Annotated in this window: 13 protein-coding genes; 5 read left to right on the plus strand and 8 right to left on the minus strand. The window is 73.9% G+C overall.

The window, feature by feature from the left end:
- Nucleotides 1-56: 56 nt before the first annotated feature.
- On the plus strand, nucleotides 57-332 hold the full coding sequence (locus ACW62_RS03480) for a hypothetical protein (RefSeq protein ID WP_053202702.1): 276 nt from the start codon (nucleotides 57-59) through the stop codon (nucleotides 330-332).
- 177 nt (nucleotides 333-509) lie between these two features.
- Nucleotides 510-1,244 (plus strand): hypothetical protein, encoded by a 735-nt coding sequence (locus ACW62_RS03485; protein ID WP_053202703.1) that lies wholly within the window; start codon nucleotides 510-512, stop codon nucleotides 1,242-1,244.
- Here the strand turns inward: ACW62_RS03485 and ACW62_RS03490 are convergent.
- Nucleotides 1,237-2,919 carry an ABC transporter ATP-binding protein gene (locus ACW62_RS03490; RefSeq protein ID WP_053202704.1) on the minus strand — a complete coding sequence of 561 codons (1,683 nt, stop codon included), beginning with the start codon at nucleotides 2,917-2,919 and terminating at the stop codon, nucleotides 1,237-1,239. The two genes, ACW62_RS03485 and ACW62_RS03490, sit on opposite strands and share 8 nt — an antisense overlap.
- Complete coding sequence (locus ACW62_RS03495; RefSeq protein WP_053202705.1) at nucleotides 2,912-4,792, minus strand: ABC transporter ATP-binding protein; 1,881 nt, start codon at nucleotides 4,790-4,792, stop codon at nucleotides 2,912-2,914. Before ACW62_RS03495 ends, ACW62_RS03490 begins: the two co-directional genes overlap by 8 nt.
- Nucleotides 4,793-4,909: 117 nt before the next feature.
- On the opposite strand from ACW62_RS03495, the gene ACW62_RS03500 reads away from it, so the two are divergent.
- A complete protein-coding gene (locus ACW62_RS03500; RefSeq protein ID WP_205629115.1) occupies nucleotides 4,910-5,674 on the plus strand; it encodes a helix-turn-helix transcriptional regulator in 765 nt (254 codons plus the stop codon).
- Here the strand turns inward: ACW62_RS03500 and ACW62_RS03505 are convergent.
- The 6 genes from ACW62_RS03505 to ACW62_RS03530 form a co-directional block, all read right to left on the minus strand.
- Nucleotides 5,650-5,859 carry a hypothetical protein gene (locus tag ACW62_RS03505; RefSeq protein WP_053202706.1) on the minus strand — a complete coding sequence of 70 codons (210 nt, stop codon included), beginning with the start codon at nucleotides 5,857-5,859 and terminating at the stop codon, nucleotides 5,650-5,652. The two genes, ACW62_RS03500 and ACW62_RS03505, sit on opposite strands and share 25 nt — an antisense overlap.
- A 485-nt stretch (nucleotides 5,860-6,344) precedes the next feature.
- Nucleotides 6,345-7,220 (minus strand): siderophore-interacting protein, encoded by an 876-nt coding sequence (locus tag ACW62_RS03510; RefSeq protein WP_053202707.1) that lies wholly within the window; start codon nucleotides 7,218-7,220, stop codon nucleotides 6,345-6,347.
- A 37-nt stretch (nucleotides 7,221-7,257) separates the two neighbouring features.
- A complete protein-coding gene (locus tag ACW62_RS03515; protein ID WP_053202708.1) occupies nucleotides 7,258-8,694 on the minus strand; it encodes an amidase in 1,437 nt (478 codons plus the stop codon).
- A complete protein-coding gene (locus ACW62_RS03520; protein ID WP_053202709.1) occupies nucleotides 8,691-9,728 on the minus strand; it encodes a succinylglutamate desuccinylase/aspartoacylase family protein in 1,038 nt (345 codons plus the stop codon). Before ACW62_RS03520 ends, ACW62_RS03515 begins: the two co-directional genes overlap by 4 nt.
- Nucleotides 9,725-11,233 carry a gluzincin family metallopeptidase gene (locus ACW62_RS03525; RefSeq protein WP_053202710.1) on the minus strand — a complete coding sequence of 503 codons (1,509 nt, stop codon included), beginning with the start codon at nucleotides 11,231-11,233 and terminating at the stop codon, nucleotides 9,725-9,727. The genes ACW62_RS03520 and ACW62_RS03525 overlap by 4 nt, the downstream gene beginning before the upstream one ends.
- A gap of 41 nt (nucleotides 11,234-11,274) precedes the next feature.
- A complete protein-coding gene (locus ACW62_RS03530; protein WP_053202711.1) occupies nucleotides 11,275-11,982 on the minus strand; it encodes a GntR family transcriptional regulator in 708 nt (235 codons plus the stop codon).
- A gap of 332 nt (nucleotides 11,983-12,314) precedes the next feature.
- Here ACW62_RS03530 and ACW62_RS03535 point away from each other — a divergent pair, with 332 nt between their 5' ends.
- Nucleotides 12,315-13,388: an ABC transporter substrate-binding protein gene (locus ACW62_RS03535; RefSeq protein WP_157574358.1), complete on the plus strand. Its 1,074-nt coding sequence runs from the start codon at nucleotides 12,315-12,317 to the stop codon at nucleotides 13,386-13,388.
- On the plus strand, nucleotides 13,385-14,251 hold the full coding sequence (locus tag ACW62_RS03540; protein ID WP_053202713.1) for an ABC transporter permease: 867 nt from the start codon (nucleotides 13,385-13,387) through the stop codon (nucleotides 14,249-14,251). Before ACW62_RS03535 ends, ACW62_RS03540 begins: the two co-directional genes overlap by 4 nt.
- Nucleotides 14,252-14,254: the final 3 nt, after the last annotated feature.

The following is a 14,254-nucleotide window of genomic DNA, read 5'->3' on the forward strand; positions in this document are numbered from 1 at the left end:
CGGTGACCGTTTCGTGAACGCTCGGCCGCCGCCCACGTCGTGAAAAACTGTCCGCCATGGAAGGCGACCCGGCAACCAAGCCCCGTCCCCGTGGCCTCGGCGGGCCGGCGCTGTTCACCGGCGTGCTGGCCCTGGTCTTCGCGTTCGTGCCGTTCGTCGGCGAGTTCGTCGCCGCCCCCGCCGCCGTCGTCGCCATGGCGCTCGGGTTCATCGGGTGGGACCGCGCTGAGAAAGGACTGGCCGACGACGGCGCCCGCGCGCTCACCGGTGGCGTGCTCGGCCTCGTCGCCGCCCTCGTCGTGTTCTTCGTGTTCCTCGCCACGATGGGCTGAGCGCGGCGCTCGACCGCAACGCTGGGCGTTTCGTCACCTGATCATCTCCAGCGGGTGGACGCGAAACGATCAGGTGACGTGGACGCGGCGTAGCGGGCGGACTTGTCACCTGATCATCGTCAATCTGGCACGCATGGGGTTAGGTTAGCCTTTCCTCATCGCGAACCGGAGGTGGACATGTGCTCCCCGACGCCGGCCGAGCGGGCCCGGACGCTGCTGCGCGGGCGGCTGCCCGGCCTGCTGTTCCTCGACGACGTCACGGTGCCGTTGCCCGTGCGGCACGGCACCGACCGCGCCGGTCGGCCGTTGCTGCTGGTCCCGGCGGCCGGCGGGCTGCGTGCGACGCTGCGCTCGCGTGGGCCGGCCGCTCCCGGCGGCGTCCTGCGGGTCGACGACGTGCCGCCGTCGGCGGACGCGCCCAGCCTCGGCCAGGCTCGGGCCAGCGGACGGCTGCACCCCGTCGACCCCGACGCGAGCACCGCGGCGGCGCTGGAGTTCGCCGCGTCCAACCCGCTGCCCAGCCTGCTGGGCGTCGGCACCGACGCCGTCCTCTACCGGCTCGACGTCACCGGCGTCCATCTGCTCACCGACGGCGGCGGTGGCCCGCTGGACGTCGCCGCGTACGCCGCCGCCGGGCCCGACCCGCTGCACGAGGCCGAACGCGACCTGCTCCTCGACCTCGCCGACCACCACCGCGACGAGCTGGAACCGTGGTTCCGTGCCGCGCTGGCGTCCGCCGGTGTCGACGCCGAGCGGCCGCGGGCGGCCCGGCTGGACCGGTACGGGTTCACCGTCGACACCGGGCGGCCGCGGCGGCGGTGGGTGCGGCTGGACTTCGGCCGGCCGCTGGACACCGTCGAGGAACTGGCCGAGCTGCTGCACCCGGTGCTGTTCCACCCGCACGTCAGCTGACGGACACCACCCCGTCCTCCACCCGGACGACGTCGGCGTGCCGGGCGATCGTCTCCGGCCGGTGCGCCACCAGGATCAGCGTCCGCCCGGCCCGGACCCGGTCGACGGCGGTCTCGATGCCGGCCGCGACTCCAGGGTCGAGGTCGGCCGTGGCCTCGTCGAGGATCAGCACCGCCGGGTCCACCAGCGCGGCCCGGACGATGCCGACCAGCTGCTGCTCCCCCGCCGACAGCGCCGACCCGTACGGCCCGACGACGGTGTCCAGCCCGGCCGGCAGCCCGGCCAGCCACGTCGTCAGCCCGAGCCGGTCGACGGCGTCCAGCAGCTCCTCGCGGGTGGGCTCGTGCGGCACCAGCGCGAGGTTGTCCGCGAGCGTGCCGCTGACCAGGTGCACCTGCTGCGGGACCAGCACGATCCGCCGGCGCACCTGCGCCTCGGTCGCCGTCGCGAGGTCGACGCCGCCGAACGCGACCGTCCCCGCGTCCGGCCGGTACAGCCCGCTGGCCAGCTTCACCAACGTGCTCTTGCCCGACCCGGTCGGCCCGGCGATCACCACGTGCGCGCCGTGCGGGAACGTCACGTCGACGCCGTCCAGCACGTCGGTCCCGGCGCGGTAGGCGTAGCGCACGCCGCGCACCGTCAGGTCGCCGGCCGCGGGCAGGGCGGCGCCTTCGGCCGGTGAGCGGTCCGCCGTCCGGTCCAGCAGGTCCAGCAGCCGGGCCAGGCTGACGGCGGTCGCCTGCAGCTCGCCGAGGACCTGCGACAGCCGCAGGACGCCCTCGAACAGGTTCGCCGTCGCCAGCACGAACACCGCGACCGTGCCGATCGTCACCCGGTCCTGCCCCGCCAGCCAGGCGCCGGCCACCAGCAGCACGGCCACCGAGAGGCCCTCCAGGAAGCCGATCAGCCGCAGCCGCAACTCGACGTCGACGGTGTGGTCCTCGGCGGTGCGCAGGTCGGCGTTCTGGGCGGCGAACCGGCGCCGCCGCTCCGGCATGCCGCCGGTGAGGTGCAGCGTCTCGCGCCCGGCCAGCGTCTCGGTGAACGTCGCGGCGATGCCCGCCCGGCCCGCCGCCACCCGTCCGTACACGTCCGTCGCGTCGCGCCGGAACCAGCGGATCGCCAGCCAGGTCGCCGGCATCGTCACCGCCAGCGTGATCAGCGTCAGCAGCGGCGCGTACGACACCAGCACCGCCAGCGTGAGCAGCAGCGACAGCGACAGGTTCACGACGTCGGGCAGCTGCTGGCGGACGAAGTCGGTGACGGTCGCGACCTCGCCGGTGGTCCGCTGCAGCAGGTCGCCGACCCGGTGCGACTCGATGAACCGCAGTGGCGCCGTCGCGATGCGGGCCACCGCGCTGTCGCGCAGGTCGCGCACCACCCGCTCGCCGGTGCGGGTCAGCAGCACCTCGGACGTGCGCAGCAGGAAGATCCGCGCGACGACCACCACCGCCAGCACCGCGACGGCGGTGAACAGCCCGGACCGCGACCGCTGCACCAGCTCGTCGATCGCCCGGCCGATGATCGGCGCCATCGACACCAGCGCGCCGGCGCTGAGCACGCTGACCGCCAGCGCGAGCAGCGCCTCCCGCCGGTACGGCCGGGCCACGGCGGCGAAGCGCCGGTACACGCCGCGGGTGGACGGCGCCTCCTCCAGGACGGGCGCCTCAGCCATCGACGCTCCCCACGGTGGCCGGTGCGGTCGCCGGGGTGAGGAGGTCGACGACGCGGTCGGCGCGGTCGCGCAGCTGCGTCCGGTGCGATACGGCGAGGACCGCGGTGTCCGGCAGCTCGGCCCGCAGCCGGTCCAGGATCGCCCGCTCGGTGCCGACGTCGATCGCGGACGTGACGTCGTCCAGCAGCAGCACGCGCGGCCGGCCGAGCAGCGCGCGGGCCAGCGCCAGCCGCTGCACCTGCCCGCCGGACAGCGTCGTCCCGCGCTCACCGACGGCCGTCTCGTACCCGGCCGGGAGCGCGCGGACGAACCCCTCGGCGCCAGCGATCCGCCCGGCCCACGCCACCTCGTCGTCACTCGCGTCGCGGCCGAGCCTGACGTTGTCCGCGACGGTGCCGGTGAGCACCAGCGGCCGCTGCGGCACGTAGCCGATCAGCGCCCACCACGCGGTGCGGTCGACGCGGGCGAGGTCGGCCCCGCCGAACCGGACGACGCCGGACGCGGGCTCGTCCAGCCGGGCGACCACCCGCAGCAGCGACGACTTGCCGGAGCCGACCGGACCCCGCAGCACCACCAGCTCCCCCGGCGCCGCGGTGAGCCGCAGCGGCGCGGTCGGCTCGCCGCCGCTCCCGGTGCGCGCGGACAGGCCGTCCAGCACCAGCTCACCCCGCTCCGGCAGGCCGGCCAGCTCGCCGCCGCTCCCGGTGCGCGCGGACAGGCCGTCCAGCAGCAACTCGCCCCGCTCGGGCAGGCCGGCCGGCCCGCCCGAGCCCGGCACAACGGCACCGTTCGGCGTCGGCGGACTCTGTCGGTGCCCGCCCGTAGGGTGGGCACCCTCCCTAGAGGGGCGGGTCATACCTACGCCCAGCGAACCGTTCGCGTCCACACCCGCACCCAGCCAGGCAGGGCCGGGCGTGCCGAGCACCTCGGCGATCCGGGTGCCCGACACCTCAGCCTCCCGCCGGTTCGACACCAGCAGCACCAGGAAGCTCAGCGCGATGGTCAGCATCGTCATCCACGACGTGTAGGCGATCAGCCCGCCGATGCTCAGCCCGCCGTCCAGCACGGCCAGCCCGCCCGTCAACAACCCGGCCGCGATCGCCAGCCGCGGCACCGACGGCGGCACCGCCGCCCACCACGCGGCCACCCGGGCCAGCGCCAGCGTGTGCACCGTCACCTCGCCACTGGCGGAACCGTGCCGCCGGACCAGCCGGCCGGTGCCGCCCAGCCCGCGCACCGCACCGGCGGCGGACAGCAGCTCCTCGACGGCGCCGGCCCGGCGGGCGTGTGCCCCGGCCAGCCGCTCGGCCGCGGCCGCGAACCGCGGCGGGAAGATCAGCTGGGTGACGATCACCAGGGGCGCCATGATCGCCGTGACGACGAGCAGCCGCGGGTGCAGCGTCGCCACCGCCGGCACCACGACGACGATCGTGCTCAGCGCCAGCGTCCAGTAGGTGAGCTTGTCGACCCAGTCGGCGACGGCGAGCACGTCGCGCTCGGCTCGCGAGGCGAGGTCGCCGCGGTCGAACCGGGCGGTCACCGCGCCGTCGGCGGCGCCGGCGCGCGCCAGCAGCCGCTCGCGCAGGTCCAGCGCCGTCGCGTTGGCCGCGTGCCGGGTCAGCCGCTCGCCCAGCGCGCCGCCGGCCAGCACCACCAGCGCCAGCCCGGCGACGGCCAGGGCCCACCCGGCGGTGCGGCCCGGCGCGCCGGCCTCCAGCCCGTCGTCGACGGCGCGCTGCACGAGCGCGGGCGTGGCCAGGTAGCCGAGCTGCCCGGCCAGGGCGCAGAGCAGGCCGGTGACGAGCACGCGACGGCGGCGGCGGAACAGCTCCCGCAGCAGCCGGCGTCCAGGGGCGCGGGCGTGGTCGGCCATCGTGTCCTTTCGAGGGGGCGAGCGTCACCCGTCAGGTTAGGGTCGACTAACCTGGTGGTGGTCCAACCCAGCGGTCACCTCACATCAGGCCGCGGACGTCGACGGTCGGGAGGTGCGGTGTTCGCGCGCGCGTTCGGTGGCGGGCTCGACGGCGCCGAGGAGTTCTGGCTCACCCGGTTCGAGCTGCCCCGGCTGAGCGGTTTCACCACCCACGAGCACGCCGAGCACCAGTTGTCCTGGGTGGCGCACGGCCAGCTCGTCGTCGAGGCGGGCGGGACGTGGCTGCTGCCGCCGTCGCAGGCGGTGTGGATCCCGGCCGGCACCCCGCACGCGCTGCGCGCGACCCGTCCGACCCAGTTGTACTGCCTCTACCTGTGGCCGGCCGACTGCCCCATCGCGTGGACCGGCACCACCGTCGTCGCCGCCGACCCGATGCTGCGCCAGGTCATGCTCTACCTCGCCCGGCCGGACCTCCCCGACGACGCCGCCCAGCGGGCCCGCGCGCTGCTGGCCGACCTGCTGCGGCCCGACCCCGGCGCCACGGCGGACGTGCCGATGCCGGCCGGCGGGCGGGCGCGGGAGCTGGCCGAGGCGCTGGTCCGCGACCCCGGCGACCCGCGCGGCCTGCACGAGTGGGCCGTCGCCCTGCACGTCAGCGAGAAGACGCTACGCCGCTCGTTCGTGGCCGAGACCGGCATGACGTTCACCGACTGGCGCACCCAGGTGCGGCTACGGGCGGCGCTGCCGCTGCTGGCCGACCGGCTACCCGTCGCGGCCGTCGCGGCACGGGTCGGCTACCGCAGCGTGAACGGGTTCATCAACGCGTTCCGCCGCCACTTCGGCCGGACGCCGGGCAGCTACGCGGCACTGCTCGGCGCGTGACGCTCGTGCGCCAGGCCCATCCGCTGGGCCCGGCGCATCAGGTCCAGGCGCTCGTCCAGCCAGCCGTCCATCGCCGTCTGGATGCGCAGCAACTCACCCGGGTCGTCGCAGCGCCGGCGGTAGTCGGCCAGCCAGCGCAGCGTCTCGTCGACATAGCGGAGCTTCGCCGCGATCGGCCACGTCATCACGGTTCCCCCTCACCGTAAGCGGTCTCCCCGGGCCCAGGTTCCCCGTTCCGGGCCGGGTATGCCTCCTCTGCGGCGGGTGAGATCGCGGCGGCGTCTGGTGGGCGGCCGTCCGCTGGCGCTTGGTGACGGTTCGCCTTTGCGGCGGTGGGCCGTCCCCTGCTGCCCATTTCTCAGCCGCAGCTATCAGGGGGACGGGGGAAGTGCGGGCACAGGCCCGCCGGGCGTACGGTGCGCCGTTCGCCCGTTCCTGCCGGCGCACCGTTGGCCGTCCTCGACTCCCGCGACATCGAGGTGGTGCGGCTGAGAGAATGGGCGCCAGGGGGACGGCCAACGTGCGGACCACGGCGCACGGTACGCCACGTGCCTTGGTACGGCCCACCATCGCCTTGGTCATGCTGATCGTCGCCCGGGTGTCCGGTACGCCCCGTTATCCAAGATGGCCAGCAGTGCCAAGGCACCCGCCGAGAATCGGACTCGCCCAGCTAGAGGCCGAGCTTCTCCAGCCGGGCGATGTACTCGTCCTCCTGCTCCTCCTCGTCGGCGTCGGTCTCCCACGGGGCGAGCAGCCACGCCTGGGTGGCGTCGTCGAGGGCGGCGAGCCGGCGGTTGTACTCGTCGCCATTGTCGGTCCAGTAGCCGACCACCTTGTACGCCGACGGCGGCAGCTTCAGCTCGTGCCGCAGGTAGCGGCGGGCGTCGCGCAGCACGGCGGTCTCGCCGGCCACCCAGACGTAGCCGGGACCGGCGGGCAGCTCGGCCGCGCGCAGCGCACCGGACAGCAGGCTGGCGCCGTGCCCGTTGCCGCCGTACAGCCAGGCCACCTCGACGCCGTCGGCGGCGGGCAGCGGGACGCGGTGCGCCGGTGTCGGCACCTCGAGCACGGCGCGCGTGCGCACCCCGGCCGGGACGGACTCCAGCAGCCGGGCCGCGGCCGGCAGCCCCGCGGCGTCGGCCAGCAGCAGCTGCCAGCGCAGGTCGGCGGGCGGGTCGTACATGCCGGTCGGGGTGTTGACGGTGACGACGTCGCCCGGCGCGGCGGCCAGGGCCCACGTGGCCGCCACCCCGCCGTCGTGCACGACGAAGTCGATCACCAGCTCGCCGCGGGCGCGGCGGAACTCCCGCACGGTGTACGTCCGCATCGGCGACGGCTCGGCGCCATCCGGGTATGCCCACCGTCCCCGCTCGTCGACGACCGGCAGCACCGGCTCGGCGCCCGGCTCCGGGAAGAAGATCCGCAGGTACTCGTCGCCCACGCCGGTGGTGGCGAACGCGGCGAGGTCCGCGCCGCCGAACACCACCCGGACCATGTCGGCGCAGACCGGCCGCGCGTCGATCACCTCCGCACGGAAGAACCGCATCGGCGCTCCTCGAACCCAGACAACAAGTGAGGAAAGCCTAACCTGTCATCGATTGGTACGCGACGCCCGCGCCCAGGCACACGTCCTCCCGCCAGCACGGCGCCACGAGCTGCAGGCCGACCGGCAGGCCGGTGCCGGGCGCGCGGCCGCACGGCACCGTCAGCGCCGGGTGACCGGAGACGTTGAACACCGACGTGTTGCGCGCCACGACGGTGGCCAGCACGCGGTCCCGCCCGCCCAGCGGCACCGCGTCGACGCCCTCCGGCGGGGCGACGATCGCGGACGTCGCGCAGGCCAGCAGGTCCACGCCGGCGAACAGCGCGTCGACGGCGCCGGCGAGGACGGTCCGGCAGCGCAGGGCATGCAGGTAGTCGACGGCGGACAGCGACCGGCCGCCGGTGAGCAGCTTCGTGAACACCGCGCCGTAGCCGTCGAGGTCGTCGCCGGCGTCGTGCAGGGACGCCGTCTCCGCCGCGACCAGGATCCGCTTGATCGCGTCGGGGTCGATCTCCTCGATCACCGGCAGCTCGACCGGCACCAGCGTCGCGCCGAGCCCGGCCAGCACCGTCGTCGCGGCGTCGGCCAGCGCCAGCACGTCGTCCTCGGCCACCCGGAACCAGCCGCCGAGCACGCCGACCCGCAGCCCGGCCAGCGGCGCGTCACGCGTCCCGGGCCAGCGCGGCGCGGCCGCCGCCGGTGGCACGCCGGTCATCGCCGTCAGCGCGGCCCCGGCGAGGGCGACGGACCCGGCGAGCGGGCCGGTGTGGTCCATCGTCCAGGTGAGCGGCGGGATGCCGGCGCGCGGGACGCGGCCGAGCGTCGGCTTCAGCCCGACGGCGCCGCACCAGGCGGCCGGCACCCGGATCGAGCCTCCGGTGTCGGTGCCGACGGCCAGCGGTAGCAGTCCCGCGCCGACCGCCGCGGCCGGGCCGGACGACGACCCGCCGGAGCGGCGGCCGGCGTCCCACGGGTTGCGGGTGCGGCTGTTCGGCCCGGAGGCGAACTCGTACGTCGCCAGCTTGGCCACCAGGACGGCGCCGGCGGCCCGCAGGTTGCGCACCACCTGCGCCGTCGTCGCGGGCCGGAAGCCCTCGTAGCGGCGCGAGCCGAACGTCGTCGGCGACCCCTCGACCTGCACGACGTCCTTGACGCCGAACGGCACGCCCTCCAGCGGGCGCGCGGCTCCGGCGTCGATCCGCCGCCGCGACTCCGCGGCCGCGGCCAGCGCCTCGTCCGCCAGCAGCACCTCGACGGCACCCAGCTCGCGGCCGCGCCCGTCGAGGTCGTCGAGGACCCGGCGGACCGCGCCCACCGGGTCCGGGTCCGGCGCGATCGGCCCGGACGGGACCAGCGGCGGCGGCGCCGCCCCGATCACGTCCCCGAACGGCACGACCGGCTCGGGGAACAGCGGCAGCGGGTAGCGCCGCAGCGCGGCGACGTCGGACCGGACGTCCGGATGCGACGGCGCGCTCACACCTCCAGCCGCCACTGCTCGGGCGCCGCGACCCACTCGCCGGACCCGGCGTCGGCGATGATGTACATGTACTCCCCCGGGTTCACCCGCGAGAAGCCCGGCCGGGTCTGCAGGATCGCCGACTTCTCGTACGGCGCCCTGATCTCCTGCAGCAGGTCGCCGGTGTGCGCGTCGACGATCCGCGACAGCAGCGTGCCACCGTCCACCACCGCCGACAGCCCCTCGATGCCGACCGCCGGGTAGCAGAGGCCGCCGTGATCGGCCCGGATCAGCACCCGCTCGCGCATCAGCAGCTGCTTCTCCGGCAGCTCCGGCACGCCGTCGATGATGCCCAGGCCCTTGAGGAAGTTGTCGATGCGGGTCTGGGTGAGCGCGGCGAAGCCCTCGGGCATGACGTTGCCGCCCTGCTCGGCGACGATCGACAGCTTGCCGAGCGACTTCACGTACTGGTCGATGGTGCCGGCGAACGGGTCGACGTCGTGGACGAAGACGAAGTCGGTGCCCATCAGCCGGGTGAAGTCGAAGATCCGCTTCTGCTCCGGCGTCTTGTCCGAGTTGACCAGCGTGTAGTTGATCGAGGTGTCGCCGGCGCAGTGGTAGTCGAGCATCGCGTCGATGTGCGGGATGATCTCCTCGCTGATGACGGCCGCCATCTTCTGGGTGATCCAGCCCTGCCGGGTGCCGGGGAAGACCCGGTTCATGTTGTTCATGTCGGTGTTCCAGCCCTGGCCGGTGGCCCGGGTGCCGCTCTCGAACGCGACCGGGTTGGCCACCGGCACCCCGATGACGGTGCCGGCCAGCTGCTCCGGGTCCAGCCGGGCCAGCGCCGAGTTGACGGCCTCGGCGCCGAAGATCGCGTCGCCGTGCACGTTGGCGATCAGCAGCAGCGTGGCGCCGGGCGACCGGCCGCGCACGACCTGCCCGCTGATCGCCAGCTCCTCGCCGGAGCTGCGGCGGGCGACCGGCAGCCGGAAGCGGGACCGGGAGCCCGGTGCGGCGGCGGCGATCTGGTCGGAGTGGGTCAGCGTGGTCATCGGGTCTCCCCTTCGGTGTCGGGCGCGTAGCGCCGCTCGAGATGGGTCAGGTAGGCATCGGTGCCGAGGTCGGCCCCGGTGGCGCGGGGCACCAGCTCGGCGAGGGTGAACGTGCGGCCGGGCGCGTGCACGTGCCGGCGCAGCCAGCCGAGCATCGGCGCGAAGTCGCCGGCCCCGGCGCCGGCCTCGAGGTCGACGCCGTCGCGGCGCATCGCCGCGGCCAGCTGGGCCGACACCAGGTTGCCGATGACGTAGCTGGTGAACAGCCCCATCCACCGGTGGCACCAGTGCGGGTCCTGCAGCGCGCCGTCGCGGTCGGACGCGGGCGCGGCGCCGAAGTACTCGGCGCTGCGCGCGTTCCACAGCTCCGGCACGTCGGCGACGTCGAGCGTGCCGGACAGCAGCGACGTCTCGATCTCCCAGCGCAGCAGGATGTGCAGGTTGAAGGTCAGCTCGTCGGTGGCGATGCGGATGACGCTGGTCGGCCGGGCCACCAGCGCCTCGTGCAGCGACTCCGGCGTCACCGCGCCGGGGTGGTCGCCGAGGTACGGGGCCAGCACCCCGTGGGCGAACCGGGCGAACTGCGGCGTGCGGCCGACGATGTTCTCCCAGAACTTCGCCTGCGACTCGTGCAGCCACGGCATGACGCCGCGCGCCGCCGACGTCCCCCACAGCTCCGGCGCGATGCCCTGCTCGTAGAGCGCGTGCCCGATCTCGTGGACGGCGCTGGTGAGGATCTCGTCGAACGGGACGTCGTCGCGCAGCGTGAAGCGGACGTCGTTGGCGCCGGACGGGCTGGTGAACGGGTGCGGCGACACCGCGAGGCCGCCACGGTTCCAGTCGTAGCCGATGCGCTCGGTGAGGTCGCGGACGAACGCGAACGCCGTCTGCCGGTCCAGTTCGGGGAAGGGCACCCGCGGCCGGCCGGCGTAGCGCCGCTGCCGCACCGCGTTCAGCCGCAGGACCGGCTCGCGCAGCCCGGCCAGCAGCTCGTCGGTCGCGGCGTAGGACAGGCCGGGCTCGTACGCGGACAGCAGCGCGTCCATCGGGTGGTCGGCGTAGCCGACGGCGTCGGCCAGCCGCAGGTTGAGGTCGACCAGCCGCCGCAGCCACGGCGCGAAGTCGGCCCACCTGCCGGCCGCGCGGGCGTCGCGCCAGGCGGGGAACGCCTCGGCCGCGACCACCTGGAAGTCGGCCAGCACGTCGACCGGCCGAGTGCGGGCCGCCTCGTGGTCGCGCCGCGCCGTCCGCGCGACGGCCCAGGTGGCGAAGTCGTCGTCCGGGTCCGGGCCGAGCCGCTCGACGGCGGCGACCAGCTCGTCCAGCCGCGGGTCGGCGATCCGGTCGCGCATGCGCCGCTCCATCAGCCCGATCTGGCGGGCGCGGTCGGCGGTCGCGCCGTCGGGAAGCACGGTCTGCTGGTCGTAGCGGAGATGGTCGAAGATCCGGCGGTAGTCCTCGGTCTCGGCGAGGTACTCGCGCAGGTCGGCGATGGGTGGTGCCACGTGTAGTCCTCCCTGGGTCGGGGTTAGGGGGTGCCTGACCCCTAGGCGGGACGGTGCCCGGCGGCCGGCTCGTCGGTGCCGGCGACGCGCTGGCGGAAGTACTCGATGACCTGGTCGCCTGTCTGGCAGAGGAACGCGCTGACCAGGCCGGCGACGGCCTCGGCGTTGCCGTTGCGCACGGCGGTGGTGGCCTGGCGGTAGAAGACGTTGTTCAGCGCGACGTGTTCGGGGTCGTCGCGCAGCCCGTGCGGGACCGACGAGATGCGGGCGCGCAGCTGGCGGACGACCTCCAGCGCAGTGCGGTTGCCGGACGCGTCGTAGAGGATCTCCCGCCACCGCCACGCGGTCTGGAACATCAGCTCCCACTCGCCGCTGGCCGAGAGCGCGAGCACCTTGTCCAGCAGGTCCTCCATCCGCGCCACCTCGGCCGGGCCGAGCCGCGGGACGGCCGACCGGGCCATGTCGGCTTCGATCAGCGCGCGCAGCCCGTACACCTCGCGGACGGTCTGCCGCGACATGCCGCTGGAGACCGCGCCGACGTTCGGCACGTGCCGGACCAGCCCGCGGCCGACCAGGATGCGCAGTGCCTCGCGCACCGGCGCCCGGCTGACCTCCAGCTCCTTGGCGATCTCCAGCTCGCGGATGCGGGCGCCCTCGGGGAACCGGCCGTCGATGACGGCCCGCTCGATCCAGTCGGCCACGGATTCGGGCAGCGTCGATGACTCCGTCACGGCGTTGGTCGTGGCCATCTCGTGATCCTGTCTCGCGTGGGATGTGATTGTCGACAATAAGACCCGAGTCGCCGGCAATGCAAGACCCGCGGCCGACGGTCTCGGCAGCGGCCGGCGCGTGCATCGGGTTCGTAAAGTCTGCGTGACGTCATTGACAGCCAGCACGGTGTTTCCTAAGCTCACCGCAATCGCACCGGCCGTCGGCCGCACTCGATCGCCGTCCGGCCCAGCGCGACGCCGCCCCCTCGGACCGAGGGTCAGACCTCGCGTTCACAAGCCTCTTCGCTCCGAAGAGAGGCCACATTGGACCAACATAGTGTCGACAATCTCTCCTGATGTGGAGGTCAGGCATGGCACCCGAACTCAGTCGACGGTCGTTGTTGACCATCGCCGGCGGACTTGGCGCCGGATATCTGCTCGCCGGCTGCGGCGGCGACGACGAACCGTCGGCCACCGGGGCATCCGGTGGCAGCGGCGAACTCGTCGTCCGCACCTGGAGCGGCGTCTGGGAGGGCGCCGTCAACGCGATGGCGTCCGGCTTCGAGTCCGCGAGCGGGATCTCGCTGCTCAACGACCCGGGCAGCGACACCCTCACGCTGCTGGAGCAGCGGCCGGGCGAGCACGACGTCGCCTGGCTGATCGGCACCGACTCCACCCGCGGCATGACCGACGGCACGCTCGAGCCGATCGACACCAGCCGGATCGAGCGGTTCGCCCAGATCAACTCGCGGCTCTCCGACGGCATCACGCAGGACGGCGAGCTGTCCGGCGTCCCGATCAGCTACACCGCCACCGGCATCATCTACAACCGCGACCGCCTCGGGTTCGAGATCACCAGCTGGGAGGACCTCTGGCGCGAGGAGCTGCGCGGGCAGCTGTGCATCCAGAACGCGCCGTCGATCGGCGGCCTGTTCCTCGTCTTCACCGGCGCCCGCGTCTTCGGCTCCGGCCCGGACGACTACGAGGCCGGCTGGAAGGCGATCGAGGAGCTGGCGCCGAACGTCCAGTTCCTCTTCAACACCAGCAGCGACGGCATCAGCAAGCTCGCCTCCGGCAGCGTGCTGGCCTGCGTCACCATCGCCGACCAGGGCGTCCCGCTGCGCGAGCAGGGCATCGAGACGGTGATCCCGGAGGAGGGCACCACCTACAGCATCCAGAGCCTCACCGTGCCGGCGGAGTCGAAGAACAAGGACGCCGCCTACGAGTTCATCAACTTCATGCTCGACCAGGACAACCAGGTCGAGTGGGCCCGCAACGGCAAGGCGGCGCCGTCGACCACCGACGTCACGCTGCCCGACGACCTTGCCTCCGAGTTGCTGGAGACGCCGGCCGTCGCCGAGAGCCTCTGGCCGATCGACTGGTACGAGTTCGGCCAGCAGATCCCGGACTGGACCACGCGCTGGCAGAGGATCTTCGGGTCGTGACTCGAGCACGCTCCCCCGAGGACGACACCACGCTGGGACGGCGCGGCAGCTGGCTGCTGGGCGGCCCGATGCTGGTGTTCGTGGTGGCCATGTTCGGCTACCCGGCGTACCTGGTGCTGCGCACCAGCGTGGCCAGTGGCGACGGGCTGGAATCCGGCGGGTTCAGCCTGACCCACTACGTCACGTTCTTCTCCGACTCGCTGTACCTCGACGCACTGCTGAACACGTTCGTCATCGCGGTGGTCTCGACGGCGATCACCGCGGTGCTCGGGCTGCTGTACGCCTACGAGATCACCCGGCGGCCGGGGCTGCGCACCGTGCTGCTCCTGCTGCTGGTGCTGCCGCTGCTGGTGAACGGCGTGGTGCGGATCTACGGGCTGCAGCTGGGGATGATCTCGCTGGACCGGCTGCTGCTCGACGCGGGGCTGCGCGACACCCCGCTCGGGCTGCAGTACTCCTTCGCCGGCATCATCATCGCGCTGGTCATGTTCCAGTTCCCGTTCATGGCGCTGGCGATCTACGCGGGGCTGTCGCGGCTGGACGTGTCGCTGGTCGAGGCCGCGCAGACGCTGGGCGCGCCGCGGCGGGCGGTGCTGCTGCGGGTCGTCCTGCCGCTGGCGGTACCGGGGCTGGTGGCGGGCAGCGTGCTGACGTTCGCCGCCGCGGCCGGCACGTTCATCATCCCGGCCATGATGGGCGGCGGCCGCGTCAACACCATCCCGCAGATGATCTACACGTCGGTCAGCCAGACGTCGCAGTGGGCCACGGCCTCGGCGTTCGCCGTCGTGCTGGTCGCCATCCTCGCCGTCTCCATCCTCTACAGCCTGCGGCGCGGCCTGCGCTCGACGGCGGGAACGAGGTGAGCG

This window comes from Jiangella muralis, from assembly GCF_001270745.1.
In the GTDB taxonomy this organism is placed as follows: domain Bacteria; phylum Actinomycetota; class Actinomycetes; order Jiangellales; family Jiangellaceae; genus Jiangella; species Jiangella muralis.

What these genes read in the sequence shown, in the direction of transcription:
- ACW62_RS03480 (WP_053202702.1), top strand. Translation starts at nt 57, where the DNA reads ATGGAAGGCGACCCGGCAACCAAGCCCCGTCCCCGTGGCCTCGGCGGG.
- ACW62_RS03485 (WP_053202703.1), top strand. Translation starts at nt 510, where the DNA reads ATGTGCTCCCCGACGCCGGCCGAGCGGGCCCGGACGCTGCTGCGCGGG.
- ACW62_RS03490 (WP_053202704.1), bottom strand. Translation starts at nt 2,919, where the DNA reads ATGGCTGAGGCGCCCGTCCTGGAGGAGGCGCCGTCCACCCGCGGCGTG.
- ACW62_RS03495 (WP_053202705.1), bottom strand. Translation starts at nt 4,792, where the DNA reads ATGGCCGACCACGCCCGCGCCCCTGGACGCCGGCTGCTGCGGGAGCTG.
- ACW62_RS03505 (WP_053202706.1), bottom strand. Translation starts at nt 5,859, where the DNA reads ATGACGTGGCCGATCGCGGCGAAGCTCCGCTATGTCGACGAGACGCTG.
- ACW62_RS03510 (WP_053202707.1), bottom strand. Translation starts at nt 7,220, where the DNA reads ATGCGGTTCTTCCGTGCGGAGGTGATCGACGCGCGGCCGGTCTGCGCC.
- ACW62_RS03520 (WP_053202709.1), bottom strand. Translation starts at nt 9,728, where the DNA reads ATGACCACGCTGACCCACTCCGACCAGATCGCCGCCGCCGCACCGGGC.
- ACW62_RS03530 (WP_053202711.1), bottom strand. Translation starts at nt 11,982, where the DNA reads ATGGCCACGACCAACGCCGTGACGGAGTCATCGACGCTGCCCGAATCC.
- ACW62_RS03535 (WP_157574358.1), top strand. Translation starts at nt 12,315, where the DNA reads ATGGCACCCGAACTCAGTCGACGGTCGTTGTTGACCATCGCCGGCGGA.